We start from the raw sequence: 25,987 nt of genomic DNA on the forward strand, positions 1-25,987 counted from the left end.
GTACTATTCCTCCATTAATGGCATTGTAATTTTAACGATTGTGCCTTTGTCTAGTTCACTTTCAATTTCAATCTTACTTTGTAATTGCTTTAACAATTGTTCAACAATGGAAAGCCCTAAGCCGCTTCCACCATCTGCGCGACTACGTGCTTTATTCACCCGATAAAACCGCTCTGTCACATGCGATAAATCTTCCTTCGGTATACCGATGCCCTCATCTTTAATCGTTATGAGCGCGTTGCCATTATGCTGTATTGCGACAATGTCAACTTTCGACTGCTCATAAGAGTAATTAATCGCGTTTTCAATGATGTTGATAAAAATTTGTTTTAACTTCTCTTCATCAGCTTTGACTATTAATGTATCATCTGCCTCAAGGTGCAACATAATATGCTTTTTCTGTGCTTGATGCATTAAAATTTTGCGTACTTCTCGTAAAGTCTCTGCAAGTGGAATTGGATATACATCGACGTTCTTTTGTTCATTTTCCATACGAGCAAGTTGGAGAAGTTCATTTGTTAATCGTTCCATACGATTTGCTTCTCGCACGATTAGCTGTATTGTTTCTTCTTGTTGGGCTTGTGCAATAATGCCGTTTTGCATTGCTTCACTATAGCCTTTTACATAGCTAATGGGCGTCCGTAATTCATGTGATACAGTTGCTAAAAAAGTTTTCTGCGCTTCATCTTCGCGTTGAATTGCTTCGGCCATGTCATTAAAGGTGCTCGATAGTTTGCCGATTTCATCACTCGATTTAACAGGCACACGTGTTTCATAATGTCCATAAGACATCTCCTTCACCGCTGTCTGCAAGTCACTTAATGGTCGCATAATATGTTGAATACCTTTATAGACAAAAAAGCTCATCACAATCAAAAAGATAAATGCACTTAAAAATAGGAAAATGACTTCTTGACTTGCCAACTCACTTATTTTAGCTAAAGGGAAGTAAATATAAATAATGCCCTCTAGCCTATTTTGATCTACTAAAGGTAACACAACTGAAATTAGTTGCCGATCAAATCGGGGCTCATAGCCAATTTTTTGCACATACTTGCCTTCTAGCAATTGCTGTCGTTCTTCTGCACCTATCAATGTATCATAATCAATATCAAATGGGACACAAGCGCTCAGCTCACGCGGATTTCGAACAGCGAAAATATTTAAATTGGAATAATCATTATAATGTTCAATATCGGCAATAAATTCATCTGTTACTTTGCCATTCGTATACATTGTTTGTAGCTTTGTACCAATCTCAATCATATTACTTTCCGTATCTTCCACATACAGTTGTTCATATAAAAAATCCGTCAGTACATACATAAAAAGAACGGTAATAATCAAAAAGGCAAAAATTAATAGCCAAATACGTGTTGAAATCCTTTTCATTCGCCAGAGTCAAAGCGGTAGCCGACTCCCCAAACAGTTTGGATATATCCTGCCGCTTCCTTTCCAAGCTTTAAACGTAATGTTTTAATATGGGTATCGACCGTTCTTGTGCCACCTAAATAATCGATATCCCAAATGCGCTCTAACAACTGCTCACGTGAATAGGCATTGCCTGGATTTTTCATAAATAAATGCAATAGTTCAAATTCCTTTAAAGTTAACGGAATCGCTTTTCCTTCAACGGACACTTTGCGTGCAATCTCATCTAATTTTATGACACCAAAGATAATATATTTTTGCTGTGAATCTGCAATATTAGTGCCACTTCTTCTCAGTACAGCGTGCATTCGTGCCACTAGTTCGTCATTGGTAAATGGTTTGACAATATAATCATCTCCCCCGAGTGTCAGACCCTTCACTTTATCCTCATTGGCATCTCTTGCCGTTAAGAATATGACAGGTATATTTGACATCGCTCGAATACTTTGACACACTGCAAAGCCATCTTCATGTGGCATCATGACATCCAATAAAACTAAGTCGATTTGTTCTCGAACAATAATATCGTATGCCTCTGTTCCGCTTGCAGCTGTAAAGGTCTCAAACTTGGAATTATTGAGCATCATCTCGATTAAATTTCGCATATCTTGCTCATCATCCACAATTAATACTGTTGTCACTTTTCGTCCTCCCTTACTAACAGCTGAAATGCACCTTTACCAACATCCACTGTTTTTTGTACCTGACCATCCTTAATAAAATATAATGTATGGTCGTCATAACCAGCGACCACAATATAGTCTTTAAACTGATTGACAACAAACGGATTAGCACCAACCTCTTTTTGCCATGTCACTTTTCCCAGAAAATCTACAATATATAATTCATTATGTCCGTGGCTAACGACTAAAACTTTATCTTTCGTCTTCGTTAAACCTACTGGCATTAAGGGCATTTCTATTTCTCCTCGAACAGCACCCGTTGCAAGATCGAAACGCTTCACTGAACTATTCGGCTTGCTTCCTTCTCCATGACCGCCAATCCATAGCTCATTTGTTTCCTCAATAATCACCATTCCATGCGACGATTTATCAATTGGCCACTCTTGTTCTAGCGTTAAATCCTTCATGGATAGAACGGATAGTTTTGTGTCTTTATAATTCACTACATAAAGCTTATCTTTGTATGCTGCCATCGACATTGGATAGTTACCAAGTTGCTGTGATGCCAATTCATTGCCTTCCACATCAAAGCTTGTCACCGTATTCGTCGTGCTATTCGTAATAAAAAATTGTTTAGCTTGCGCCGCATAGTACACATTCGTTGTTCCTAGCTTTACTTTTTTGGCGTAAAGTTTTTTTCCTGTAGAAAGTGCATAAACATCGATTTGATCTAATTGGTTCCCATATAGCAATATTCGGTCATTATCTAGTAATAATGCGCCCGTATAAGCTTTATCAAATGTCCACGAAGCAAGTACGTTCCCTTGATCATCAATAAAATCTAGCGATGGTTCTTGTATATTGAGCGACGCAATAAAACTTTGATCGCGGTTAATGGGCACAAATGATTTCTCGCTACACCCCGTCAACCAAATAATTTGTATTAAAGAAAAAATGAAAAATACCCATTTTTTCAACATCATCACCTCTGCTCTTTAACTATACTTCACATTTGTGAAATCCGCGTGAAACTTGAAAGGTAAATTTATGACATATTACCAATCGATAGAAGCTCTTTCCCCCGCTAAATAAGGGCATCTAGCTTCGCAAAAAAATGATTGTCACATATACTACTAAGATTATTGTAAGGAGGTATCGTATTTTGGTAACCATTAGTTTATGTATGATTGTGAAAAACGAAGAAGATGTCATTGCCAGATGTCTTGAATCCGTTAAGGATTTAGTTGATGAAATAAATATAGTGGACACAGGCTCCAGTGACAAGACAAAGGAAATTGTTAAACAATTCACTGATCGCATATTTGATTTTGAGTGGATTCATCATTTTGCTGAAGCACGTAATTTTTCATTTCAACAAGCCACATCCGACTACATCCTTTGGCTAGATGCAGATGATGTAATACTAGCGCAGGATCAAGAAAAATTTAAAGCATTAAAGGAATCTTTAAGCCCTGATATTGATGCTGTCTCGATGAATTATAATTTAAGCTTTGATGCAGAGGGAAATGTTAGTGCTCTGTTAAGAAGGTATCGATTAGTTAGGAGAGATAAACAGTTTCGGTGGATAGGCGCAGTACATGAATATTTAGAAGTAGGTGGACATCTTTTCGACAGTGATGTTGCTGTGAGCCACTTACCACTCCAGCATGATCATCAGCGGAATATTGCTATTTATAAAAAACTTCTGCAATCTGGAGAACCACTAACGCCTCGCGACACCTTTTATTATGCCAATGAATTACTGGACCATAATGAAGTCGAAGAAGCGATATTTTACTATGAGCTTTTTTTAACATCTAAATTAGGTTGGATAGAAGATAATATTAATGCCTGTTTTAAATTAGCTGACTGCTATTCGAAATTACAAGACAAAGAAAATAATGTAAGTTCTATTTTACGAAGCTTTGAATACGACACTCCACGTCCAGAAGCTTGCTGCAGGCTTGGCTATCATTTTATGGAGCAAGGAAAAAACCATGAGGCCATCTTTTGGTATGAACAAGCATTAACAATGAAACCAAAACCGAACGCCCCATTCCAAAATAAAACCTATACTACATGGTTACCCCATTTACAGCTTTGCGTCCTCTACGACCGATTACAACAATACGAACTAGCCAATAGCCATAATGAATCAGCAAGAGTCTATTTACCAAATGACCCGAAAATTCTACACAACAAAAATTATTTTGATCATTTGTTAAACAAGGACATTGGCAAACCTTAATTTACTAGTTAATTAACAATGAATTTCTGCTTTAGCTTTTATTATTTATTTGGGGTTTTTTCATTTTTATTCACTTCCACCGGCGTTTGCAGCGGATACTCTTAAATATCATTATTACCCCATTTATAAATTATCATATCGACACGCAAAATAGTTAACCGTCCACTTCCTCTATCATTTTTCTGAATAGGATATTTGAGAGAGGAGGTGAAATAAATGAAATTTGAAGATTATTTTTTAAATAATGTTTGTAGTAAATGCAAAACATTCCCTTGCGGTTGTGTAAAAATACCGACTAATAATTACTCTGGCTGTGTTAATATACCGGAATATAGCTGCGTATGGCCTAGTAAACCTACTGGGCCTACCGGAGCTACTGGTGCTACCGGTCCTACTGGGCCTACTGGGCCTACTGGTAATACTGGCGTGACTGGTGCTACTGGGGCTACTGGTAATACTGGCGCTACGGGCGCGACTGGGGCAACCGGGACTACTGGAGCAACCGGCTCTACGGGTAACACTGGCGCTACGGGAGCAACTGGTGCGACTGGTGTCACTGGTATTACTGGCGCGACTGGGGCAACCGGCTCTACTGGTGCCACTGGGACTACGGGAGCAACCGGCTCTACGGGTAACACTGGGGCTACGGGAGAAATCGGGGCTACTGGACCTACGGGGGCTACGGGCGCTACGGGTAACACTGGCGCTACTGGAGCAACTGGCTCTACTGGTAATACTGGCTTGACTGGGGTTACTGGTGCTACGGGTGCCACTGGGGATACTGGAGCAACCGGCTCTACGGGTAACACTGGGACTACGGGAGCAACCGGCTCTACTGGCAACACTGGGGCTACGGGAGAAATCGGGGCTACTGGACCTACGGGGGCTACGGGCGCTACAGGTAACACTGGCGCTACTGGAGCAACTGGCTCTACTGGTAATACTGGCGTGACTGGGGTTACTGGTGCTACGGGTGCCACTGGGGCTACGGGAGCAACCGGCTCTACGGGTAACACTGGGGCTACGGGAGCTACTGGGGTGACAGGGGCTACCGGCAACACTGGGCCTACTGGTAATACCGGCGTGACTGGGGTTACTGGCGCTACGGGTGCCACTGGGGATACTGGAGCAACTGGTGCGACTGGTGTCACTGGTAATACTGGGCCTACCGGTGTGACAGGGGCTACTGGTAACACGGGGCCTACTGGTAACACGGGTGCTACTGGTAACACGGGCGCTACTGGTAATACCGGGCCTACCGGAGCTACTGGGGTAACAGGAGCTACTGGCAACACTGGGCCTACTGGAGCTACCGGCGCTACAGGTAATACTGGTAATACTGGGCCTACCGGTGTGACAGGGGCTACCGGCAACACTGGGCCTACTGGTAATACCGGCGTGACGGGGGTTACTGGCGCTACAGGTGCCACTGGGGATACTGGAGCTACTGGGGTGACAGGAGCTACTGGTAACACCGGGCCTACTGGAGCTACTGGTGTGACAGGGGCTACCGGCAACACTGGGCCTACTGGACCTACTGGTGCGACTGGCAACACGGGGCCTACTGGTAATACTGGCGTGACTGGGGTTACGGGTGCCACTGGGGATACTGGAGCTACCGGCGCTACGGGTGCCACTGGTAATACAGGCGCTACTGGTAACACCGGGCCTACTGGTGCGACTGGTAACACTGGCGCTACTGGGGCTACCGGTAACACCGGAGCTACTGGGGTGACAGGAGCTACTGGCAACACGGGGCCTACTGGAGCTACCGGCGCTACTGGTAACACCGGGAATACTGGAGCTACCGGCGCTACCGGCAACACCGGGAATACTGGAGCTACCGGCGCTACCGGCAACACCGGGCCTACTGGACCTACTGGTGCGACTGGCAACACGGGGCCTACTGGTAATACTGGCGTGACGGGGGTTACTGGCGCTACGGGTAACACCGGAGCTACTGGGGTGACAGGAGCTACTGGCAACACGGGGCCTACTGGAGCTACCGGCGCTACTGGTAACACCGGGCCTACTGGAGCTACCGGCGCTACTGGTAACACCGGGCCTACTGGAGCTACTGGTGCGACTGGTACAACGGGAACTACAGGGCCTACTGGTCCAGCTTTGACAGAAGGTTTCTCAGCCTTCTTAAGCACTTTAGCTGTTAGTAGCTCTGCCACATTAACTAATTGGAGCGTAGCCTCACCTTATTTCACAACACCAGCGTTTAATCCAACAACTGGTATATTTACAGTTCCGACTACTGGAAGATATTGCTTTGAAGCAACAATCAACTATTCTACAGTAGCTGCCATTAGCCTTGGCATTGGTGCCGGTGTCAATCCTTCATTTGCAATTCGTAGAAATACAACAACGAATTTAATAAGCGGTTTATTCCCAGTATTAAATTTAGCTGTTACCTTATTAACCATTAGAGCGGTTCTAGGCAATGGTACTATCACATTAGCAGGAGAAGTTAACTTAAATGCCGGTGATACCATTGATTTATTTTACGATGCAAATGGCTTAAGTATTGCTTTAACGTTAGGAGGTGCTAATTCTGGAGGTATTGTTTGGTCATGCCACAGAATTTCCTAACGCTCGTTAATTAAATTTATTCAGGCAAGAGTCAACGATTATCGTTTATCTGGCCTAAAATAAATTCATCACACCTTATATTAAGCCTTGAAATCCGCCTTGTCATATGCGATTTTTTAAGGCTTATCATTTTCCAACTTCATAATAAAAAGAGTAGTACAAATATAATTTTGTACTACTCTTTTAGTATTCCTGTATAAACATTTCACTTAAAATTTCATTTGCCACATTGCATCCTTGCTCTACGCATTCAGGAATGGATATTCCCTCAAATGAGCTACCTGCTAGTTTTACTGTTGGGAAATGTTCATACAGTTCTGCTTTCACACGCTCAATTTTCGCTTCATGTCCAACCGTGTATTGTGGCATAGCGTTTTTCCAACGAGAAACAACCGTTGTCGCTGGTTCTCCTTCAATACCGATTGTATTTTTTAAGTCTTGTAAGACTGTTTTTTCAATCTCTGAATCAGATAAAGCAACAATCGTTTCATCACCTACACGACCAATATAACTACGTAATAACACATAATCTTGGGGTGTGGTATTAGGCCATTTGCGATTAATCCATGTACAAGATGTTATGGAAAAATCACTATTTCTCGAAACGTAAAATGCAAGTGCATCTAAGTCACCAAGCTGCTCCTTTTTAAATGCCATCGTTACTGTAGCAATCGTTGCGGCTTTCATCGTATTTAACTCCGTCAGCAGTTGATGTTTAGTAAACATCATTTGCGCTACATTAAACGGCGTTGCAATGATTACAGCATCCGCAGTGATATGTGAAAAATTATTGAGTTCGACGTGCACCGCACCATCTTTGCCATGGTCGATTTGCTCTACTTTAACACCCTTCATAACTGTTCCAGGAGCTAAAGATTCTTCTAACTTTTCAATTAGCGTCTCTAAACCATTTTCAAAGGTTTGGAAAATCCCCTTGTCCTTCGCTATCTGATTGTAACTTAAAAAATTTGTTCCTGATTTTTTCATACCGAAAAGTAAACTACGATACTTTTGCTCTAATTCATAGAGCTGAGGAAATGTAGATTGCATGCTTAGTTGTTCAATATCCCCTGCAAAAGTTCCTGCAAGTAATGGTTCAACTAAATTTTCTACAACTTCAGCACCAAATCTTCTTCGAAAAAACTCTCCTAACGGCTGGTCGTCATCCCGTGCAGAACGCGGGAGGACAAAATCTCCCGCTGCACGAATTTTCCCGCTGAGTGAAAATAAACCTGATGTAATGAATGGCGAAATCTGTGGCGTTGCTCCTGACATTAAATTGCTCGGAATAGGATATAACTTACTTCCAACAGCTATATAAGTAGGACCCGAATCACCTGTTATCATCTCATGTTCAATGTTTAATTCCTTTGCAAGTGCTTGAATATGATTTTCACGATCGAAAAAGGATTCTGGCCCTCGCTCAATAATAAAACCATCTTTTCTAAGAGTTTGGATTTTTCCGCCAAGACGTAAAGACGACTCGACAAGAACGATATCTACCGGCAATTCTTTTGTGCGCGCTTGTTTTTGCATATAGAACGCAGCTGTTAGGCCTGTAATGCCGCCGCCAACAACAACTACCTTTCGTCTTTTTTGAGTCACCTACATCATCACTTTCTTTTCGCTTAGCTTAATTTTTTATGAATGGCATCTACCATAGCATCTATAAACAATGGATGGGTATTTGGCATTGCTGGACGATAATAGTTTGCACCTAACTCCTCGCAAACCACTTTACATTCATAATCGTTATCGTAAAGTACTTCTAAATGTTCTGTTACAAAGCCAACTGGTGTATAAACGAATGAACGATAACCCTTTTGCTCGTAAAGATCACGCGTTAAATCTTGCACATCTGGACCAAACCAAGGCTCTGGAGTTTGTCCAGCTGATTGCCAGCCCACTTCTACATTTTTTACACCCGTAGCTGCTTGAATTAGTCGAGCTGTTTCAATTAGTTGGTCTTCGTATGGATCGCCCAGTTCTTTAATTTTCACTGGAAGAGAATGCGCTGATACGATTAAGCAAGCTTTCTCACGTTCTTCTTCAGACATAGCAGCGAATGTTTCATTCACTTTTCCTTGCCAATATTCAATAAACTTCGGCTCATCATACCAAGATTCCACAGATGTGATTTTCAGGCGATCACCTGCTGTTTCTGCTGCACGACCATTATATGATTTGATAGAGAAAGTCGAGAAGTGTGGTGCTAATACGATAGATACTGCTTCTTTAATACCTGCAGCCACCATTTCCTCCACTGCATCTTCAATGAAAGGTTGAATATGTTTTAAGCCAATAAATAGTTTGTATTCTACCTCATCTTGCACTTCATTTAAACGTGCGCATAAAGCTTCAGCCTGTGCTTCTGTTGCAGCAGCAAGTGGTGATAAACCGCCGATTGCCTCATAGCGACTGCGTAAATCTTCTAAATGCTCGTCAGATGGTCTACGTCCGTGACGAATATGTGTATAGTAGGGTTCAATATCTTCCTCTTTATAGGGTGTGCCATATGCCATTACTAATAAACCTTTAACCTTTTTCATAAACCTTTTCACCTCTAAATAATAGTTAAACTATATTTTTTGTATGATTTCTGTACGCCAACAACAATTACACCATTTAGAAGTGTAATTGCCTCATTTAGAAATTACTCTCTTTGTGACTGTTGCTTGAGTTACGTTTTTTCACACTAAGCTTAATTTAAGAACGTGCTTGAATTTGTTGTGCACTGTATTCATGAATAAGTGTTGTTAAACGTTTCAATACATCTGGATCAACCTCTGGGAATACGCCATGGCCTAAGTTGAAAATATGACCTGACATCTCTAAGCCTTGATCGATAATATCTTTAGTTCGCTTTTCAATAACTGACCAATCAGCAAGTAGCAATGACGGATCTAAGTTTCCTTGTACCGGCTTTGTAATACCTTTTGCACGAGCTTCTTTAATTGGTAATCGCCAATCTAAGCCGACAACATCAATCGGTAAATCATGCCACTCTTTTACTAGGTGACTTGCACCAACACCAAATTGAATAAGCGGCACATTTTCTTTTTTCAACTCGCCGAAAATACGTGTCATCACAGGTTTAATAAACACGCGGTAATCTTCAACATTTAAAGCACCTACCCAAGAGTCAAATACTTGGATTGCTTTTGCACCCGCTTCTACTTGTGCTGATACATCAGCAATAATCATGTCGGCTAGTTTATCCATTAATGCAAACCATGCCTGTGGCTCAGAAACCATAAATGATTTTGTTTTATTATAGTTTTTAGAAGGTCCGCCTTCAATCATATAGCTTGCTAATGTGAATGGCGCTCCTGCAAAACCGATTAATGGCACATTAAGCTGTTCTTCCGTTAGTATTTTGATTGTTTCTAATACGAAAGGTGTGTGTTCCTTTGCATTGAACTCACCTAAGTTTGCTACATCAGCAACTGTGCGAATTGGATTAGAAATAACTGGGCCTACACCCGCTTTAATTTTCACATCGACACCGATACCAGGTAGAGGTGTTACGATATCTTTATATAAAATAGCAGCATCCACATTGTAGTTTTCTACCGGTAATCGTGTAACATACGCACATAGCTCAGGTTGATGTGTAATTTCTTCTAAAGAATATTTTTCTTTAATGGCACGATATTCTGGTTGTGAACGACCTGCCTGCCGCATATACCAGACTGGAGTATGTTCAGTCCTTTCCCCTCGTGCAGCACGTAGAAGAGTATCATTGAAAAGTGTTGTCATTGATTAATTCCTTCCCCTCGATGAAATTCATATCCTAAAAAATCACTTGTTTATTCCATTATTATTGATATCCGTTTTCAATAGTAAACGCTTCCTCTGCTATTGTATAGTTTTCCAAGTGAAATGTCATAAAATTGTTCTTTCTGCGCGCTTACTTTTTTGACAAAGCGGGTAACTTACACTTAAATGGAGATAATAAAACAGTTATAGACATTCATAAGGAGGGCAAAATAGTGTATATTTATTTAACTTCAGGTACAGGAGAGTTTATGGAACAGGTGAAAAACAAGTACCCTGATGAACATATGATTTTAATGCACGGAGAAGGTAATTCTGTGCTTATCCATGAAACGCAAGGGAAAACTGTATTTGCTACACCCCGCAAGTTTGAAGTATTGGACTCAGTAAACGAATTAGAAGATCGTGGCTTCTTTGTTTTGAACAATATTCCTGTTACAGATGAAGGCCGCCCTGTATTTGAACATCGTTTTTTAAATCGTGCACGTGCGATTGAGGACGAGCCTGGTTTTATAGCTTTCCGTCTATTACGGCCAATAAATGGTGATACGTACATTGTGATGACCCAATGGAATGGACCACACTCATTTGAAGCATGGAAAAGCTCAAAAGCGTATAATAAGGCACATGCCCAACGTGAAGAACCTACTGGTGTGCGACAACAAAATATCTTTTCTGCCGCTTCCTATGTTTCGACGTATACCGTTGCCCCGAAAGAGGACGACGAGGCATAAATTTTTTTAAAGGAGCATTTATATGAATCAACAATTACTCGAGAAAATTGATGCCCATTTTGATGAAATGGTGGCGATTCGCCGCCATCTACATATGCATCCAGAACTAAGCTTCCAAGAGCAAGAAACCGCAAACTATATTATTGAATACTACCAAAAGCTTGGTGTCCCTGTTGAACCTAACGTTAGCGGCTATGGACTGATTGCACGCATTAAAGGTAGTAAGCCTGGTAAAAGGATTGCCTTACGTGCTGATTTTGATGCACTACCTATTCAAGATGAAAAAAATGTGCCATATAAATCAACAGTACCTGGCGTGATGCACGCTTGTGGTCATGATGGTCATACGGCTACTTTGTTAATCGTAGGAAAACTGTTATGGGAAATGCGCGATGACTTAGCAGGTGAATATGTGCTAATTCATCAACATGCGGAAGAAGCTGACCCAGGCGGTGCAATTGGTATGGTACAAGCAGGTGCACTGGACGGTGTGGATGCTATATTCGGCACACATTTATCTTCTAATCATCCAACAGGTATGATTGGCTATCGTGTTGGTCCACTCATGGCGGCAGTCGATAGTTTTGAACTAAAAATTCAAGGTAAAGGTGGCCATGGTGCACACCCTCACCAAACAAAAGACGCGATTGTTATCGGCTCTCAACTTGTCATGAACCTACAACAACTTGTAGCACGCCGTGTTGCACCAACTGAATCAGCAGTTCTTACAGTTGGCTCATTTGTTGCTTCGAATGCCGATAACATTATTGCAGATACAGCTTATTTAAATGGTACAATACGTACTTTTGATAAAGATGTACGAGCAACGATGGAACGTGAATTTAGACGTGTGGTGCAAGGCACTGAAATTGCCCATGATTGCACAATTGAACTAGAGTACCGTAAAGGCTACCCAGCGATTGTCAATCATGAAAAAGAAACGTTATTTGTTCGAGATGTCGCACAAGGCATTTGTGATGTCGTTGAAATTCCAGCAACGATGGGTGGCGAAGATTTCGCTTATTATTTAGAAGAAAAACCTGGAACATTCTTCTTCACAGGGGCTGAGCCTGTAGAATATGCACCCCATCATCATCCGAAATTCGATATTGATGAAAAAGGGATGCTCGTTGCGGCAAAAGTAATGTTAAGCGCTGCACTTGAATATCAATTAGTGGACTAACATAAAAAAGCTCATCTTGCCTAATGTTTTGGGCAACATGAGCTTTCTTTTTTATGGTTTTGACACCTTTGTAGTAATTTCACTAATGACAAGAATAATGAGCGTTGTCACAAAGAACATAGGCTGCGTCACGCCACATAGTGTCACAATAATCGCTTGTGCAATCATTGCCAGACGTACTACTTGCTTAACAGCCACTTTACGGGCATTCTCTGGTAATGGATAAAGCATGTCCATCCGGAACTCACCACTTGCTAACAATGCTTGCTTTAACTGAATCGTCGTGGCAAAGCTTAGGGCACCAGCTACAATCCATGTAACGACAGGAATATCCACAAACGCTGCAATAATAGCTGAGATAGCTGTTAAGCGGAGCCATAAATAGAAATGGTCGTCTGTTCGTATAAAAGTACGGAACACTAAATACTTTTGAGCATTTCCCTTTTGATAGGGAATAAAGTTATAAAACCAGTCAAGCCAAGCTCTTCGTCGAATGCTGCCATGTAAATGCGGCACATCCGTAAAATAATTTGCAAAACGATAGAAACTCATCATCCGATTTTGTTCTAGTTTAACAAAATGCTCATACGGCACTGGCTCATTCGCACATCTTTTGCGAAACACAACAACATAGACACAACCAATAATGGCAACAACGAATGCGAGAAGAACTTGCATTTGCAGTCCCATATAGACGGTTACGCCAAATATAATAGCTCGTACTAGTCTATCTATCCATACATAGTGACCACGTTCACTATAACGATAGCTAAATTCCCCTTGCACACTAATAAACTTTAAGGCGATCACTAGGAAAAATACTGTCCAAATATTTATTGTTGTTAATTCCGTAACAGCTTTTAATAAAGGGATACTAACAATATAAACAATCGCCACAATCCAAACTTGTGACCAAAACGTCCATGCTAATGCCTTTCTAAAATACTGTGCCATTTTGGATTCTAATGGCAATAAATACACTTGGTCTGGCTCACGCAATAATGTCGTTGGACGGCTAAATGCTAGTAATACACCAAGTATGAAGGCAATAAGCCCTTCAGCAGGAAAATCGCTCTCTACGATTTTCAACCACTCACTATATTGATAGCCTCCAGCTCCAACAAGAAACACAAGTACAATGGCTATATGCCCAGTAAAAATAAACTGCATATATTTTTGTACTTCACTAATATAGTGCATGAAGCGTGAAGACCATACATCATGCAAGTTCTTCATGGTCCCGCTCCTTCGTCATAGCAATATATAGGTCATCTAATGTCGCATGTGGCATAGCAAACGCTTTCCGTAAATCCGCCATCGTTCCTTGTGCCCGCACACGTCCCTCATGCAATAAAATAATGCGGTCACAATGTTTTTCAGCTGTCGATAAAATATGCGTCGACATTAAAATGGATGCCCCTTCTTTTTTCTTTGTATCCATCTGATCAAGCAATGATTGAATACCAAGCGGATCCAGTCCGACAAACGGTTCATCAATGATATACAAACTAGGGTTCACTAAAAAAGCACACATAATCATCACTTTTTGACGCATCCCTTTTGAGAAATGCGATGGGAACCAATTTAGGCGTTTTTCCATGCGGAATTCCTTTAATAATACTTCCGAACGCGCAGCTAGTGTCGCTTCATCTAAACCATATGCCATCGCTGTTAATGCTAAATGTTCACGCAATGTTAACTCATCATATAAAACCGGTGTTTCAGGGATATATGAAAATGATGTTCGATACTTGTCCGTGTTTTCTTTTAACGTCACGCCATTTAGACGGATATCGCCTTCTTTCGGAAGCATCGTTCCAATAATATGTTTAATGGTCGTACTTTTACCCGCACCATTTAAACCAATTAGCCCGACAAGTTCTCCTTTACCTATTGTAAATGACAGTTCTTTAATAACAGGTTTTTTCGTATAACCACCTGTCACATGTTGCACTTCTAATACCGACATACCCTCACTCCTCTTCTTGTCTTTATTTTATCAAAAATTAGCAAATGATTCAGTTATGAGTATGATAGAATAAACTTACATATAAAAATAAGGGGGATTTTACGAATGAGCGATTGCCTATTTTGCAAAATCATTGATGGATCTATTCCAAGTACAAAAGTTTACGAAGACGAACATGTCTATGCATTCACGGACATTGCACCTGTTGCAAAAGGTCACACATTATTAATTCCAAAACATCACTGCCAAGACTTATTCGAAATGCCAGAAGACGTAGCGCGTAATTTATACGCAGTCGCGCCGAAACTAGCCAATGCCATTAAAACCGCATTTAACCCAATCGGCATGAATACAATTAATAACAACGGTGCAGCAGCTGGACAAACTGTTTTCCACTACCACTTACATTTTATTCCGCGTTACGACGAAAAAGAAGGCCTAGGCTTAATTTGGCAAACACAAAAATATACACCTGAGCAATTAACAGACGTAGCCAACAGCATTAAAGCGTATTTATAGTGCCAGGCACTCACACAATTCTCGTACAATTTAGCCAAAAGACAATCCACTGTGCAGCTAAAAGCACAGTGGATTTTTTCGTGACATATGCCCCTAAAGTGTGCCAGGCACTCACACAATTTCCAAACAATTTAGATAATGGTGCATAAATGCTATTGTCAAACGCTCATTTTTAGTTTACAATCACAAATAAGTTTCGCTAACGGTCATGAGGACACGTTAGGAGACAAATAGATGAGTATAGTCGAGGAGAGATTAGAAATGAATACAAAGAATTTAGTACTAATGGCGCTTTTAGTCGGTGTCGGTGCTGCCCTATATGTGGTCACACCAGGTATGGTAAATGGCATGAAACCTGATTTCATGTTAACAATGATGTTTATCGGCATTTTATTGTTCCCTACGGTAAAGGAAACTTTCTTATTGTCTTTATCTACAGGCGTACTGTCAGGATTGTTTACTACATTCCCAGCAGGCTTTATCCCAAACATTATCGATAAAGCTGTTACAGGATTTGTCTTTTTAGCCTTCCTGATCGTGTTGAAAAAAGTGATAAATCATTTTGCAATAGCAGCTGTCTTAGTTGGATTAGGTACGATTTTATCAGGTACTGTCTTTTTATCCGTTGCCCTATTTGTATTTAACGCAAATGTTGGCGCAACATTCGCAATGCTGTTTGTTGGTGTTGTGGTACCGGCTGTTGCATTTAACGTTGTAGCATTTATCATTATCTATCCGATCGTTGCGAAACTAGTGAAGCGTTCTAAATTCAACACTGCGATTTCACAAGCTTTATAAACAAGCATGTGCAACTCTTTTTAACCAAAGAATGAATGTAGACGTGAACGTTAGACGTTTTTGAGCATAAATAAAAGGGAAAGAAGCTAAAAGGTGACGCAAAATCACTCGTTTAGCTTCTTTTTTCTTTTTGAATCAATGGATTTCATGGTTTAATAGAAGAAAGATCACAAATATAGAAATGAGGTATTTATTATGAAAGCAAAACCATTTTTAATCGGATTAACTACAGGTATTCTTGGTGGAGCCATTGCTGTCCTTTTCTCTACACCCCAATCAGGTCAGCAATTCCGTACTATTTTACAGTCCAATTCTGATAGCGCAAAAGAAAAGCTACAAGACGTTAAACACCAACTTAATAACGTCAAACAATCTGTTGGTACACTAACAAATGAAGCGAAAAATAATATACCGCAAATAATAAATGACCTAAAACAATCGATTACTACTTTTTCTCAAGAGATCGAACCAACGAAGAATAATTTACAACAAGAAATAGAAGCATTACAGAATTCAATTAACGAAATCGAGAAAAACATTGCACAATTCACCGATGAAAAGAAAAAACCACAAGAAAAAGTGCAGGTATAAAGTTTTATCCATTGGATATAAATGCCGTTTTTTTATCAAAAACAACGAACAAAATGTTATTTTTTAACCACTTTTCAATTTTTTAATTTTTCTAACTTTAAACTTTTTTTCTTTATTGCTATAATATTTTTAAAACGTTAAAGAAAGCAGCAGGTGATGGCTTTGTCAGAGGAACTATACACTCAAAAAGAAGCGATGCTTTACAGTCAAAGAATTGCGCAATTATCAAAAGCCTTGTGGAAAGCAGTTGAAAAGGATTGGCAACAATGGATTAAACCTTATGATTTAAATATTAACGAGCACCATATTTTGTGGATTTCCTATCATTTAAAAGGAGCTTCTATTTCAGATGTAGCAAAATTTGGTGTCATGCACGTTTCAACAGCATTTAACTTCTCTAAAAAGTTAGAAGAACGCGGGTTACTAAAGTTTTCAAAACGTGATGATGACAAACGAAATACGTATGTAGAGCTAACTGAAACAGGGACAGACCTTATTATTGAAATGAACAGCAATTATCATAACACCTATCATTCTGTGCTTGAGGGTTCCTTAGCATTGAAAGATTTGTATGGTCGCTTCCCAGAATTTTTAGATGTGATGGCTGTCATTCGTAACATTTATGGTGAAGACTTTATCGATATTTTTGAACGTTCATTTCAACATTTCCGTGATTCCTTTGACACGTTAGAAGAACGTTCCACTGTAAAAGGATAAGTGACACTAAAAAGGAGGCATTTCAGAAACATTTCTGAAATACCTCCTTTCTCTTGCATTCTGATAGAAATCAATTTACATTAAATAGGACCCTTCACTATTTTGGAGTTGATATTTAATATGCACTGTTGGAAAATTTTAAACCTTGAACATCATTATGGTACGACACGTATTGTCATGATGGCTGTGATTGTCTTTCTCACTGTCTTTTCAGTGTCCTATGTGACATTTAATTTATTTCATAATGAATACTATACTGACCATATGTTCTGGTTATTTGTAATAGCCGTCCTCGCCCTGTATCCTATTCATAAATGTTTGCACTTTCTTGCATTATATGACTTACGCCAGCATCTCAAATTACGTGTAAAGAAACAATTTTATGTTATCCCTGTACTGCACATGCGTATTCGAGAGCCCTTATCAAAAAACCGATATATTTTCGCATTACTTACACCATTTATCGCGTTAAATACAAGTATCGTTATCGGTACATGGCTGTTACCTGCCTATACACATTATGGAACATTACTGTTAGCGTATCATTGCAGTTTATGTTTAATTGATATTCTTTACGTGAAGTATTTGCTAAACTCACCTAAAGATGCCCAAATTGAGGAAACACCAAAGGGCTATGAAATTTTAGTACCACCTACAATTAACTGATTCGCTTGTACTTGTGTTTTAATGACGTTTTTTGATATGCTAATAATACTGAAAGAGGGGAGGAATAGACTTGCTTTTAATGATCGTAGTTCTATTCTCGGTATTCTATTTATTTCAAATTAACCGCATGACCTATGCACTGTGCATGCGACGTGAAATTCCCGAAGAAAACCAACCAAAGATATTCCGAACTATCAATATACTTATAACAATTTTACTTGTTTCATTTTATGTTGAAATTTTATTTGCCGTCTAATGAACAAACATCCGCGCCAGTCCGCACGCGGGTCATTGCATTTACATATCCATGCAGCTACTGGATTGAATGGACGCCAAAATTCTTTGGCCTCGACCCAAGCGTGCGGTGCGAATGCCTAGATATTGAGAAGAAAAGCTAAGGAACAGCAATCCTTAGCTTTTCGGCATTTTATTAATTAGTATAGGAACGCTGCACCAACGATAATTAATAAAATAAATAGCACAACTAATAAAGCAAAGCCTGAGCCGTAGCCACCGCCACCACCGTATCCTCCGTTGCTCATAACTTCACCCCCTTTCTTTTCTATATCCTATGCGCTTTGAATTTTGAAATTTAGGCTATACTCAAGGGGGGAACCATTTTGTTTTTAAATCGTTTATGTTATAGTAAAAAATGGACGAAACGAATTAAGGAGAGAATATCTAAATGAAAAAGACTGTATTATCTTTAACATTAGCAGCTTCAATTTTAGCTCTTGGCGCATGTAGTGGAGCTGATAGCAAAGCATTAGTTACTTCTAAAGTAGGCGATATTTCAGTATCTGATTTTAACGACAAAGCGAAAACTTTAACAGGTTCTTATGTATTACAACAGATGGTGACTGAAAAAGTATTAGCCGACAAATATGAAGTAACTGATAAAGAAATTAAAGAACAATATGATGCAACTGCTGCACAGTTCGGCGATAGCTTTGCACAAGCACTAGCAGAAAACGGCTTAACTGAACAAGGCTTTAAAGATTCTTTACGCGTACAACTTCTTCAAGAAAAAGCTTTAAAAGATAAAGCCATTAAAGAAGAAGACGTAAAAAAATATTATGAGCAAATGAAAACAGAATTAAATGGTCGTCATATTCTTGTAGCAGATGAAAAAACTGCGAAAGAAGCTATTGCAAAAATTAAAGGCGGCGCATCTTTTGCAGATGTAGCAAAAGAATACTCAACTGATACTGGTTCTGCAGCAAAAGGCGGAGAGTTAGGTTGGTTTACTGTTGGCTCGATGGTAGATGAGTTCAATGACGCTGCTTATGCCCTTCCATTAAATACATTAAGTGAGCCAATTAAATCAAGCTATGGTTACCACGTAATTGAAATTACGGACAAGCGTGATGTAAAAGGCGTAGGCTCATTTAAAGATGAAGAAGAAAAAATTCGTACAACAATGCTAAACAAGTTAACTCAAACTGGTGAAGCACAAACATTGTTAAAAGACATCGTTGCTCAATTAGCAAAAGAGGCTGACTTTAAAACATCTGATAAAGAATTAAAAGATGCTTTAAAATCTTTCACTACAACAAGTGAAGAGCAAGCAAAAGCTGATGAAGAAGCAGCAAAAAAAGCTGAAGCAAATAGCAAAGACGAAAGCACAGATAAAGAATCTAAATAGTAATTATTTTACTATATGAAAAAGGGTTACGCCGATACAGGCGTAACCCTTTTCGTTTATTGAATATTTGGCTTGTAAAACGATCGATTATCAAGTGGGAATAGTCTCTCTGTAAAATCCCCTGGAGCCGTTTTCCCTAAAGCACGCGTAAGCATATTCATTTTCGCATCAATATTATCAATATAATGTAGGATTTCCGCTTCCTGAATCATCGGTTTTTTCGGACTGCCCCATTCTTCTTTTCCGTGGTGAGATAATACTAGATGTTGTAACAGCATCACTTCTTCACCTTCGATTTCAAGTTCACTTGCTATTTTGGCAATTTCATTCACCATAATCGTAATATGACCAAGCAAGTTCCCTTCAACCGTGTACATTGTTGCGACAGGCCCTGATAATTCAACGACTTTCCCAATATCATGTAATATAATACCTGCATATAAAAGATCTCGATTTAACGTAGGATATAAATCAGCAATCGCTTTCCCTAACTTTAACATGGATACCATATGATCAAGTAAACCAGATGCATAATCATGATGGTTTTTCGTTGCCGCAGGAAATACTAAAATAGCATCCTGATGCTTTTTAATTGCCGCACGCGTAATACGTGAAATATTTGGATTTTTAATATCAAAAAAGAATTGTGTCAATTCCTCGTAAAGCTGTTCTTTTGGTGTTGCAGCAGAAGGAACTAAATCATGAACGGCAATTCCCTCCTCAGGCTTTGCTACACGAATTGTTTTAATGCGTAATTGGTTTTTTCCACGATAGTCGTGAATTTCTCCACCAACATGGACAATTGCCTCTGCATGATACATTTTTTCATGATCTTCGTTTGTATCCCATAGTTTCGCTTCAATATCTCCACTTTTATCTTGTAATAACAGTGACATAAACGGCTTTCCTACCGTTGTAACTCCCTTTGTCGACTGTTTAATTAATAAAAATTGATCAACTGATTCTCCTACTTGGAGCGTCGTAATGCCTTTCATGTTGACGTCACTCCCCTTTCATTTGCTAGTGCTCCTAGATCGACAATTTGCTCTTTTTGCCAAAATTCGAGCATCCCTTCATGGCAAGTAAAATATAAAATTTGACGTTCATATCCTACTTCTTTCATTAATTGTACCATTTTGTGTGTGCGGTTTCGATCAAAATGGACAAAAGGATCATCCATTATAAATGGAAATGGCGCTGACGTTGCAAGGGTTTTCGCTAGCGCCATGCGCAGTGCAATATACACTTGCTCCTTCGTCGCTTGTGATAATTCTGCTACATGGTAGCGTAAACCAGATTGTGACTGCGCCTCAAAATAGCCTTCTTCATGAATAAAGAGTTTGTCGTACCGACCACCTGTTAACGAATGGAAAATAGCATTTACCTGTGCCATTACATGTGGTAACTTTTCTTCCCGCAGCCTAAATAACGTTTCATGTATGGCCGTTGCTAACGCTTTTTTCGTAGCCCATTGAGCCAGTAGCTGCTGTAATAATGCTTTTTCTTGCTCAAAATGTTGTAATAGCAGACCATATTTTTCATCGTTAAGCAATTGTTCCTTTTCTATCTGTAGCGTAGCTCGTTCCTCTAAACAACAATCAATTTCCTCTTGCAGCGCTTTGCGTTCTTCTTCTAGCGCTTGTATGTTGCTATGCAGCTGTTCAATCGCTAACCGACTCTTGTGCTCTGGGATATCGAGTGAGGCTAATTGCTGTTCAATTGTTTGTAATTCTGATTGTAACTTTTGCTGCTGCTGGAATTGTGCAAATGCCTCATAAAAAGCATTTTCTGATGCTACATTTGCGCTCGTCAGTAATTGCTCGATTTCCAATTCATAATTAAGGACAAGTGATTGGACTTCTTGCATTTTTGCCACCAAAAGCGCAAGCTGTTCTTTTGTTTGCAACAACTGTTGTTGCGCCTGCTGACTTGCTAAATAAAAGGATCGTAACTGCATAAAGATTTCTTGCTCACTATACTCTTTCTGTAAAACTTGCAGTAGTATTTCATATAGCTCGTCTTTGTCTTTTTGCAGTGCCTGTAACAGCTTGACCATGCTCGTTCTTTTAACTTCTAGCTCTTGCACAGCGCGGATACGCATAAATAACTCTGGCAACAGCTTTCTCGGTATATTTCCCTCTAAACGGAAACGTTTCAAAAAGTTTTGAAGTAACTGATTGGCTTCAGCGCTTAATTGTTCTGCTTGTTGAATTTTATGTTCAAGCTGTGCATATTGATGTTCTTTATCACGCTGTTGTTCAATAGCCAGTGCCAATCGATCTTCCAAACGCTGTTTTTTCATAAGCAACTCTTGAACGATATGTTCCTCTCGTTCTAGTTCTTTTAATAATTGATGATTATGCTCCTGTGGCCCGTCATCCACTTGTTTCGCTTGTTTTAAAAACAATAAAAATAATACGGATAAAATAGCACCAATAGCGAATACCGCCCAATTTTTTTCTAACACACCGTAGAGAACCGCAACAATACTAATAGCTAACACAAGGAAAATAAACAGTGTTGGCTGTTTCGGTTTTGAGCGTTGTGATTTAACATGTCGCAATTGTTCCAAGCGCCTTTTTCTCTGGGGCCACTGTGCTAAAATATGTTCTTCCTCCGCAGTTAATGACTCTTGCTCCAGCCGCTTTTTCTGTCGAGCAATGCTATCTAACTCCTCATGAATTTGCTCCAATGATTGAAGATAAAACTTCAATTCTTCCTCCGCCGTACTGATGACAGTCAGCTGACGCTGAAATTGTTCTTCTTGTTGCAATGAGACAGTGCCCTCAAGAACGATTGCTTGTGCTTCCTTGTCCTGCACGCCTAATAAACGAAACTGTGCTTCAATGTCTTGCTCAATGACAAACAGCTCGTCCTTATAATTTTGTTCTTTAACGAGGAGCTGATTCCACGTTGCTTCTTTATGCAACAGTCTGGCCATTTCTTCAATTGCTTGTTCATCTGCCGTCGATTGCAGCTTATTTTGTAAAGTGTGACATTGTTCCTCTAGTTGCTTCAGCTGTAACGTTTCGTGCGTTAGTCGATCCTTTATTTGTTCATACCGTCTAATTCCTTCTGTAGGAAATTGTATATGTGTATAACTTTTTAGTGATTGTTGTAAAGCCTCTTGCTGTTGTAAAAGTGGCAGCGCCTGCTTCATGATTGTAAGTTGTTGCCATTCCTGTTGTAGTGCTTTTTGCCGTTTATATAAATGCTGTAGTTTGTGCTCAAGTTGCTGTAGTTTGATTGATTTATCTTCAAATGTATGAATAGTAGCCTGCTCTTTTTTAATGGTCTTTTCAAGCTGTTTTAAATGTTCAATCTTTTGATTAATAAGGGGCAGCTTGCCGGATTTTTTAAAAAGTTCTCCAGCCTCTTTGTCTAATTTTTTTTCAAGCGTGGATAACTGATGGATTCCTGTTGTCCCTGATGCGAGCAGTAAATGGGTCAGCTCATCCTCTGACATTTTTTCAATACCTTGTAGTTCGTGAAGGGAAAATGAAAAAATCGCTTCAAATGATGCGCGTGAATAGCCGTACAAAAGCTTTGCTAAAAGTTCATCATGTCCTTTTGTACCATCTTCCATATAGACTTTCACATCACCCGTTGCTTTGCCTTTTACACGTTCAATTGTGCACTGGCCATAGGTAGGATGTAGCAGCGTCAACTGACCACCAAATTTCGGTGATGTTTTTGGCTCATATTTGCGCTGGCTTTGTTGTTTTGTTGGAAATCCGAAAAGCATTTGCAAGATAAATTGCTGAATGGTCGTTTTACCCGCTTCGTTCATTCCATAAAATATCGTAACACCGTCTTGCAGGGGAATTATTATATTTTCATGTTTACCAAAGCCGTAAATGTGGATTTTCTGTATCGTTAGCAAAGTTTTCACGCCCTTTGAATTTCATCGACTAATAACTCCTGAGCATCGAGCTTTAAATGCTTAATTTCTCGTTCTGTTAAAGGCTCTACAAATCTTGCCCCACCTGCATGCTGGTACAAATCCTTTAAAATATCTTTCCACTCTGACATATCCCACTGCTCCATGACACTAATGACCGATTCCGTCATAGCCGTCGATTCATTCGATGCTGATTTTTTATGCAGTATAAGCTTTTGCACCCAGCCCATTGGTTCAACCCCGTCTTCTGACTCTCGAATTGTTTCAAGCCATTCCTCTACTGATGCATGTTCGAACAACGCTTCCGTCTCTTCATCAATATTTTTTAAATGAAGCTCCATAACGGACGCTCCATATTCGATACGATTAGTAGCGATGGCCTCTTCACATTTTTGCAATAATTCGTTTGCATGTTGCACATTTGTACAATCCACTTCGACGATGTTATAGACAACAGCAGATGTTGGGACAAATGTTAATTGTGCTGAGGTTTGTGATAAGGTTACATCGTAAAAACCTTTCACGCCTTGTTCATTGCGATGGCGACTTTGAATATTGCCTGAATACACAATTGGCGGCTCCTTGTGTAATAGCTGACGTTTATGAATGTGACCGAGCGCCCAATAGTGATATCGTTTTTCAAGCAGTTGCTCCTTTTTAAATGGCGCATAAACCGCATGTGTCGTATCACTTGCTTCACTACCATGTAGCATGCCGATATGGATGGCATGCTGATCCTGTGCAACAGGGTATTGATCTATCATCGCTTCCTTGACATGTCGCTGACCATAGCTAAAGCCATATATGTTTACTTGCTGGCCACGTATTTTTAACTGCACAACACTTGTGTCAGCTGGTAATTCGTAAACATTACTTGGTAAGGCAAAGCGTGTCCAAGAACCATGTAAATGATCGTGATTACCATAGCTCACAATGACAGGAATGTTGTGTTCAAAGAGCGTCTCCATCGCAGCTTGAAAACGTCTTTGCGCTTGTAAGCTGCGATTTTCACCATCATAAATATCACCAACAATAAGCAAGAAATCTGGTCTTTCTTCGATTGCCTTGTGAATAATTTTATCGAACGCTTCAAATGTACTTGCTCGAATTTTTTTAAGATTATTGTCAGGTAATCCAAATAAACCTTTAAAAGGACTATCTAAATGTAAATCTGCCATATGGAAAAAACGAATTGCGGACATCCAATCACCTCTACTAAAAATTAAACCTTCGTGTCTGAAACCAAAAGCGAATATTTGTTCTATTTTAACATACTTCATCCAAGATGAGAAACGAATTAACAATACATTACACGCTGATGTTGTACTAAATTTTCCACAATTTTCGTAAATTATCGAAATATTCGCTAGATAACCCGTGAAGTTTATATTTCTTCTATGTATAATAGATATATATTTAAGTAAAGGGTGGGGTTTGTGTATGAATAATTATCGTTTTACAGCTTTTGAAAAAACTGGGGAAACACTTTATGATGAAACTTGGACTTTTGAAAACGATGAAGCTGCAAAAGTAAATGGTCAACAGCAAATCGTAGAAAAGGGCGTTGCTGACAAAACACATCGCCTTGTAAACTCTTCTGGAAAATTAATTTTATTCCATGTCTAACCTATCTGATAAGAAAAGTAAGTAGAAAACATGTCAACTCGTTAGTAGACTACTATATTGTGAAAAATCGGCAAGCCCCCTACTTCACTTTTGTGGACGAGTCCTGAGAGCCTCTCAACTCGCTACAGAAGTTTGTAGGGGGCTTACGTCGTTAAACAATCCTGTTTTATTGCCCTATAAAGACAGGTGTTCTTTTTTCAACAAATGCATGAATACCTTCTAAGTGATCGGCTGTCTTGCGCATGGCCGATTGTCCTTGGGCTTCCATTGCTAAAACATTCTCTAACTGTAGCAAATTTTGAGCATGTAAAATCTTTTTAGTTGTAATCATGGACGCTATTGGGGAAGCAAGCATCTTTCCAACTAACTGATCAGCTACTGCAAAAACAGAACCTTCAGGCGCTACATAATCGATTAAACCGATATTTTGGGCTTCCTCAGCTGTCAGTACTTTCCCTTCCCAAATCATTTGCTTGGCCTTGACATTTCCTACTCTTTCTTTCATAAAGAAATGACCACCACCATCTGGAATTAAGCCAATTCCTATAAAATTCATCGCCAGCTTACTATTTTCACAAGCAACGATGATATCTGCTCCGAGTGTTAAACTAAAGCCTAACCCTGCTGATGCACCATGCACCGCAGCAATCACAATCATTGGTAGTTGGTAATATGCTTTCACGATTCTTGTTAAATAGCCCATCGCTTCCTCAATATCCAGAGGCTTATTAGGATCGAGCATTGCTTTAATATCTCCGCCAGCAGAAAATACCTTACCTTCCCCTCTTATAACTAACACTTGTATGTCTTGCTCCTGTTGTAGTGCTTCAAAGCACTCTGCTAATTCACGCATCATCACACCGTCCATTGCATTCATAGCCTGTGGTCGATTGAGCGTTAATGTGGCACGACGTTCTAATTTTTCTAACGTGATTGTTGAAAATCCCATACACTACACCCC

The 25,987-nt window shown here is 39.7% G+C and carries 25 protein-coding genes; 12 read left to right on the top strand and 13 right to left on the bottom strand.

Translation table 11 applies throughout. The features are described from left to right. Positions 1-3: 3 nt before the first annotated feature. From ACKVEV_RS13115 to ACKVEV_RS13125, 3 genes are read right to left on the bottom strand one after another with little or no spacing between them, the layout of a single operon-like run. Positions 4-1,392, bottom strand: coding sequence for a sensor histidine kinase (locus ACKVEV_RS13115; RefSeq protein ID WP_409366853.1), 1,389 nt, complete (start codon positions 1,390-1,392; stop codon positions 4-6). Then, complete coding sequence (locus ACKVEV_RS13120) at positions 1,389-2,072, bottom strand: response regulator transcription factor (RefSeq protein ID WP_409366854.1); 684 nt, start codon at positions 2,070-2,072, stop codon at positions 1,389-1,391. Before ACKVEV_RS13120 ends, ACKVEV_RS13115 begins: the two co-directional genes overlap by 4 nt. Continuing rightward, a complete protein-coding gene (locus ACKVEV_RS13125; protein WP_409366855.1) occupies positions 2,069-3,037 on the bottom strand; it encodes a YncE family protein in 969 nt (322 codons plus the stop codon). Before ACKVEV_RS13125 ends, ACKVEV_RS13120 begins: the two co-directional genes overlap by 4 nt. A gap of 179 nt (positions 3,038-3,216) precedes the next feature. Between ACKVEV_RS13125 and ACKVEV_RS13130 the strand changes: the two genes are divergently transcribed. Then, positions 3,217-4,302: a glycosyltransferase gene (locus tag ACKVEV_RS13130; protein ID WP_409366856.1), complete on the top strand. Its 1,086-nt coding sequence runs from the start codon at positions 3,217-3,219 to the stop codon at positions 4,300-4,302. 216 nt (positions 4,303-4,518) lie between these two features. After that, a complete protein-coding gene (locus ACKVEV_RS13135) occupies positions 4,519-6,900 on the top strand; it encodes a beta strand repeat-containing protein (RefSeq protein WP_409366857.1) in 2,382 nt (793 codons plus the stop codon). A 183-nt stretch (positions 6,901-7,083) separates the two neighbouring features. Here ACKVEV_RS13135 and hemY read toward each other — a convergent pair whose 3' ends face one another. The 3 genes from hemY to hemE all read right to left on the bottom strand — a co-directional run bounded on the left by hemY (position 7,084) and on the right by hemE (position 10,659). Further along, positions 7,084-8,505, bottom strand: a complete 1,422-nt coding sequence (gene hemY / locus ACKVEV_RS13140; protein ID WP_409366858.1) for a protoporphyrinogen oxidase — start codon at positions 8,503-8,505, stop codon at positions 7,084-7,086. Positions 8,506-8,528: 23 nt separating this feature from the next. Then, positions 8,529-9,449, bottom strand: coding sequence for a ferrochelatase (gene hemH / locus ACKVEV_RS13145; RefSeq protein WP_409366859.1), 921 nt, complete (start codon positions 9,447-9,449; stop codon positions 8,529-8,531). A gap of 157 nt (positions 9,450-9,606) precedes the next feature. Further along, positions 9,607-10,659, bottom strand: coding sequence for a uroporphyrinogen decarboxylase (gene hemE, locus ACKVEV_RS13150; protein ID WP_409366860.1), 1,053 nt, complete (start codon positions 10,657-10,659; stop codon positions 9,607-9,609). A 233-nt stretch (positions 10,660-10,892) separates the two neighbouring features. On the opposite strand from hemE, the gene ACKVEV_RS13155 reads away from it, so the two are divergent. Together ACKVEV_RS13155 and ACKVEV_RS13160 are read left to right on the top strand one after the other, a co-directional pair. Continuing rightward, a complete protein-coding gene (locus tag ACKVEV_RS13155; RefSeq protein WP_409366861.1) occupies positions 10,893-11,411 on the top strand; it encodes an antibiotic biosynthesis monooxygenase family protein in 519 nt (172 codons plus the stop codon). Between the two features lie 22 nt (positions 11,412-11,433). Beyond that, entirely contained in the window at positions 11,434-12,594 is a 1,161-nt protein-coding gene (locus ACKVEV_RS13160; RefSeq protein WP_409366862.1) for a M20 family metallopeptidase, read from the top strand. A gap of 51 nt (positions 12,595-12,645) precedes the next feature. On the opposite strand, the gene ACKVEV_RS13165 is transcribed toward ACKVEV_RS13160, so the two are convergent. Together ACKVEV_RS13165 and ACKVEV_RS13170 are read right to left on the bottom strand one after the other, a co-directional pair. Further along, positions 12,646-13,830, bottom strand: coding sequence for an ABC transporter permease (locus ACKVEV_RS13165; protein ID WP_409366863.1), 1,185 nt, complete (start codon positions 13,828-13,830; stop codon positions 12,646-12,648). Continuing rightward, positions 13,814-14,563 (bottom strand): ABC transporter ATP-binding protein, encoded by a 750-nt coding sequence (locus ACKVEV_RS13170; protein WP_409366864.1) that lies wholly within the window; start codon positions 14,561-14,563, stop codon positions 13,814-13,816. Before ACKVEV_RS13170 ends, ACKVEV_RS13165 begins: the two co-directional genes overlap by 17 nt. 105 nt (positions 14,564-14,668) lie before the next feature. Between ACKVEV_RS13170 and ACKVEV_RS13175 the strand changes: the two genes are divergently transcribed. The 6 genes from ACKVEV_RS13175 (at position 14,669) to ACKVEV_RS13200 (ending at position 18,110) form a co-directional block, all read left to right on the top strand. Next, the gene (locus ACKVEV_RS13175; RefSeq protein ID WP_409366865.1) at positions 14,669-15,082 is read left to right on the top strand and encodes an HIT family protein; all 414 of its coding nucleotides are present in this window, start codon (positions 14,669-14,671) and stop codon (positions 15,080-15,082) included. A gap of 261 nt (positions 15,083-15,343) precedes the next feature. Then, positions 15,344-15,880: a tryptophan transporter gene (locus ACKVEV_RS13180; RefSeq protein WP_409370553.1), complete on the top strand. Its 537-nt coding sequence runs from the start codon at positions 15,344-15,346 to the stop codon at positions 15,878-15,880. Positions 15,881-16,075: 195 nt separating this feature from the next. Next, positions 16,076-16,471 (top strand): YtxH domain-containing protein, encoded by a 396-nt coding sequence (locus tag ACKVEV_RS13185; protein WP_409366866.1) that lies wholly within the window; start codon positions 16,076-16,078, stop codon positions 16,469-16,471. A 156-nt stretch (positions 16,472-16,627) separates the two neighbouring features. Continuing rightward, entirely contained in the window at positions 16,628-17,188 is a 561-nt protein-coding gene (locus ACKVEV_RS13190; protein ID WP_029747195.1) for an HTH-type transcriptional regulator Hpr, read from the top strand. 120 nt (positions 17,189-17,308) lie between these two features. Further along, positions 17,309-17,854, top strand: coding sequence for a DUF3267 domain-containing protein (locus tag ACKVEV_RS13195; protein WP_409366867.1), 546 nt, complete (start codon positions 17,309-17,311; stop codon positions 17,852-17,854). A 70-nt stretch (positions 17,855-17,924) separates the two neighbouring features. Further along, positions 17,925-18,110, top strand: coding sequence for a hypothetical protein (locus tag ACKVEV_RS13200; RefSeq protein WP_010857338.1), 186 nt, complete (start codon positions 17,925-17,927; stop codon positions 18,108-18,110). A 178-nt stretch (positions 18,111-18,288) separates the two neighbouring features. On the opposite strand, the gene ACKVEV_RS13205 is transcribed toward ACKVEV_RS13200, so the two are convergent. Next, complete coding sequence (locus ACKVEV_RS13205) at positions 18,289-18,396, bottom strand: YjcZ family sporulation protein (RefSeq protein WP_080647610.1); 108 nt, start codon at positions 18,394-18,396, stop codon at positions 18,289-18,291. Between the two features lie 143 nt (positions 18,397-18,539). Here ACKVEV_RS13205 and ACKVEV_RS13210 point away from each other — a divergent pair, with 143 nt between their 5' ends. Further along, entirely contained in the window at positions 18,540-19,499 is a 960-nt protein-coding gene (locus ACKVEV_RS13210) for a peptidylprolyl isomerase (RefSeq protein ID WP_409366868.1), read from the top strand. A gap of 56 nt (positions 19,500-19,555) precedes the next feature. On the opposite strand, the gene yhaM is transcribed toward ACKVEV_RS13210, so the two are convergent. Genes yhaM through ACKVEV_RS13225 form a run of 3 tightly spaced genes read right to left on the bottom strand, consistent with a single transcriptional unit; the run spans position 19,556 to position 24,602 of the window. After that, complete coding sequence (gene yhaM / locus ACKVEV_RS13215; RefSeq protein WP_409366869.1) at positions 19,556-20,494, bottom strand: 3'-5' exoribonuclease YhaM; 939 nt, start codon at positions 20,492-20,494, stop codon at positions 19,556-19,558. Continuing rightward, positions 20,491-23,382: an AAA family ATPase gene (locus ACKVEV_RS13220; protein ID WP_409366870.1), complete on the bottom strand. Its 2,892-nt coding sequence runs from the start codon at positions 23,380-23,382 to the stop codon at positions 20,491-20,493. The genes yhaM and ACKVEV_RS13220 overlap by 4 nt, the downstream gene beginning before the upstream one ends. Positions 23,383-23,387: 5 nt before the next feature. Beyond that, positions 23,388-24,602 (bottom strand): exonuclease SbcCD subunit D, encoded by a 1,215-nt coding sequence (locus ACKVEV_RS13225; RefSeq protein ID WP_409366871.1) that lies wholly within the window; start codon positions 24,600-24,602, stop codon positions 23,388-23,390. A 238-nt stretch (positions 24,603-24,840) separates the two neighbouring features. Here ACKVEV_RS13225 and ACKVEV_RS13230 point away from each other — a divergent pair, with 238 nt between their 5' ends. After that, a complete protein-coding gene (locus ACKVEV_RS13230; RefSeq protein ID WP_402925884.1) occupies positions 24,841-25,026 on the top strand; it encodes a YhzD family protein in 186 nt (61 codons plus the stop codon). Positions 25,027-25,192: 166 nt separating this feature from the next. Here the strand turns inward: ACKVEV_RS13230 and ACKVEV_RS13235 are convergent, their stop codons facing one another. Next, entirely contained in the window at positions 25,193-25,975 is a 783-nt protein-coding gene (locus ACKVEV_RS13235) for an enoyl-CoA hydratase (protein WP_409366872.1), read from the bottom strand. Positions 25,976-25,987: the final 12 nt, after the last annotated feature.

The sequence above is a fragment of the Lysinibacillus sp. 38-6 genome (assembly GCF_046245175.1).
In the GTDB taxonomy this organism is placed as follows: Bacteria; Bacillota; Bacilli; order Bacillales_A; family Planococcaceae; genus Lysinibacillus.

What these genes read in the sequence shown, in the direction of transcription:
- yhaM (WP_409366869.1), bottom strand. Translation starts at nt 20,494, where the DNA reads ATGAAAGGCATTACGACGCTCCAAGTAGGAGAATCAGTTGATCAATTT.
- ACKVEV_RS13135 (WP_409366857.1), top strand. Translation starts at nt 4,519, where the DNA reads ATGAAATTTGAAGATTATTTTTTAAATAATGTTTGTAGTAAATGCAAA.
- ACKVEV_RS13235 (WP_409366872.1), bottom strand. Translation starts at nt 25,975, where the DNA reads ATGGGATTTTCAACAATCACGTTAGAAAAATTAGAACGTCGTGCCACA.
- ACKVEV_RS13160 (WP_409366862.1), top strand. Translation starts at nt 11,434, where the DNA reads ATGAATCAACAATTACTCGAGAAAATTGATGCCCATTTTGATGAAATG.
- ACKVEV_RS13230 (WP_402925884.1), top strand. Translation starts at nt 24,841, where the DNA reads ATGAATAATTATCGTTTTACAGCTTTTGAAAAAACTGGGGAAACACTT.
- ACKVEV_RS13225 (WP_409366871.1), bottom strand. Translation starts at nt 24,602, where the DNA reads ATGTCCGCAATTCGTTTTTTCCATATGGCAGATTTACATTTAGATAGT.
- ACKVEV_RS13190 (WP_029747195.1), top strand. Translation starts at nt 16,628, where the DNA reads ATGGCTTTGTCAGAGGAACTATACACTCAAAAAGAAGCGATGCTTTAC.
- ACKVEV_RS13185 (WP_409366866.1), top strand. Translation starts at nt 16,076, where the DNA reads ATGAAAGCAAAACCATTTTTAATCGGATTAACTACAGGTATTCTTGGT.
- ACKVEV_RS13210 (WP_409366868.1), top strand. Translation starts at nt 18,540, where the DNA reads ATGAAAAAGACTGTATTATCTTTAACATTAGCAGCTTCAATTTTAGCT.
- ACKVEV_RS13165 (WP_409366863.1), bottom strand. Translation starts at nt 13,830, where the DNA reads ATGAAGAACTTGCATGATGTATGGTCTTCACGCTTCATGCACTATATT.
- hemH (WP_409366859.1), bottom strand. Translation starts at nt 9,449, where the DNA reads ATGAAAAAGGTTAAAGGTTTATTAGTAATGGCATATGGCACACCCTAT.
- ACKVEV_RS13205 (WP_080647610.1), bottom strand. Translation starts at nt 18,396, where the DNA reads ATGAGCAACGGAGGATACGGTGGTGGCGGTGGCTACGGCTCAGGCTTT.
- ACKVEV_RS13170 (WP_409366864.1), bottom strand. Translation starts at nt 14,563, where the DNA reads ATGTCGGTATTAGAAGTGCAACATGTGACAGGTGGTTATACGAAAAAA.
- ACKVEV_RS13125 (WP_409366855.1), bottom strand. Translation starts at nt 3,037, where the DNA reads ATGATGTTGAAAAAATGGGTATTTTTCATTTTTTCTTTAATACAAATT.
- ACKVEV_RS13180 (WP_409370553.1), top strand. Translation starts at nt 15,344, where the DNA reads ATGAATACAAAGAATTTAGTACTAATGGCGCTTTTAGTCGGTGTCGGT.
- ACKVEV_RS13175 (WP_409366865.1), top strand. Translation starts at nt 14,669, where the DNA reads ATGAGCGATTGCCTATTTTGCAAAATCATTGATGGATCTATTCCAAGT.
- ACKVEV_RS13195 (WP_409366867.1), top strand. Translation starts at nt 17,309, where the DNA reads ATGCACTGTTGGAAAATTTTAAACCTTGAACATCATTATGGTACGACA.
- ACKVEV_RS13115 (WP_409366853.1), bottom strand. Translation starts at nt 1,392, where the DNA reads ATGAAAAGGATTTCAACACGTATTTGGCTATTAATTTTTGCCTTTTTG.
- hemE (WP_409366860.1), bottom strand. Translation starts at nt 10,659, where the DNA reads ATGACAACACTTTTCAATGATACTCTTCTACGTGCTGCACGAGGGGAA.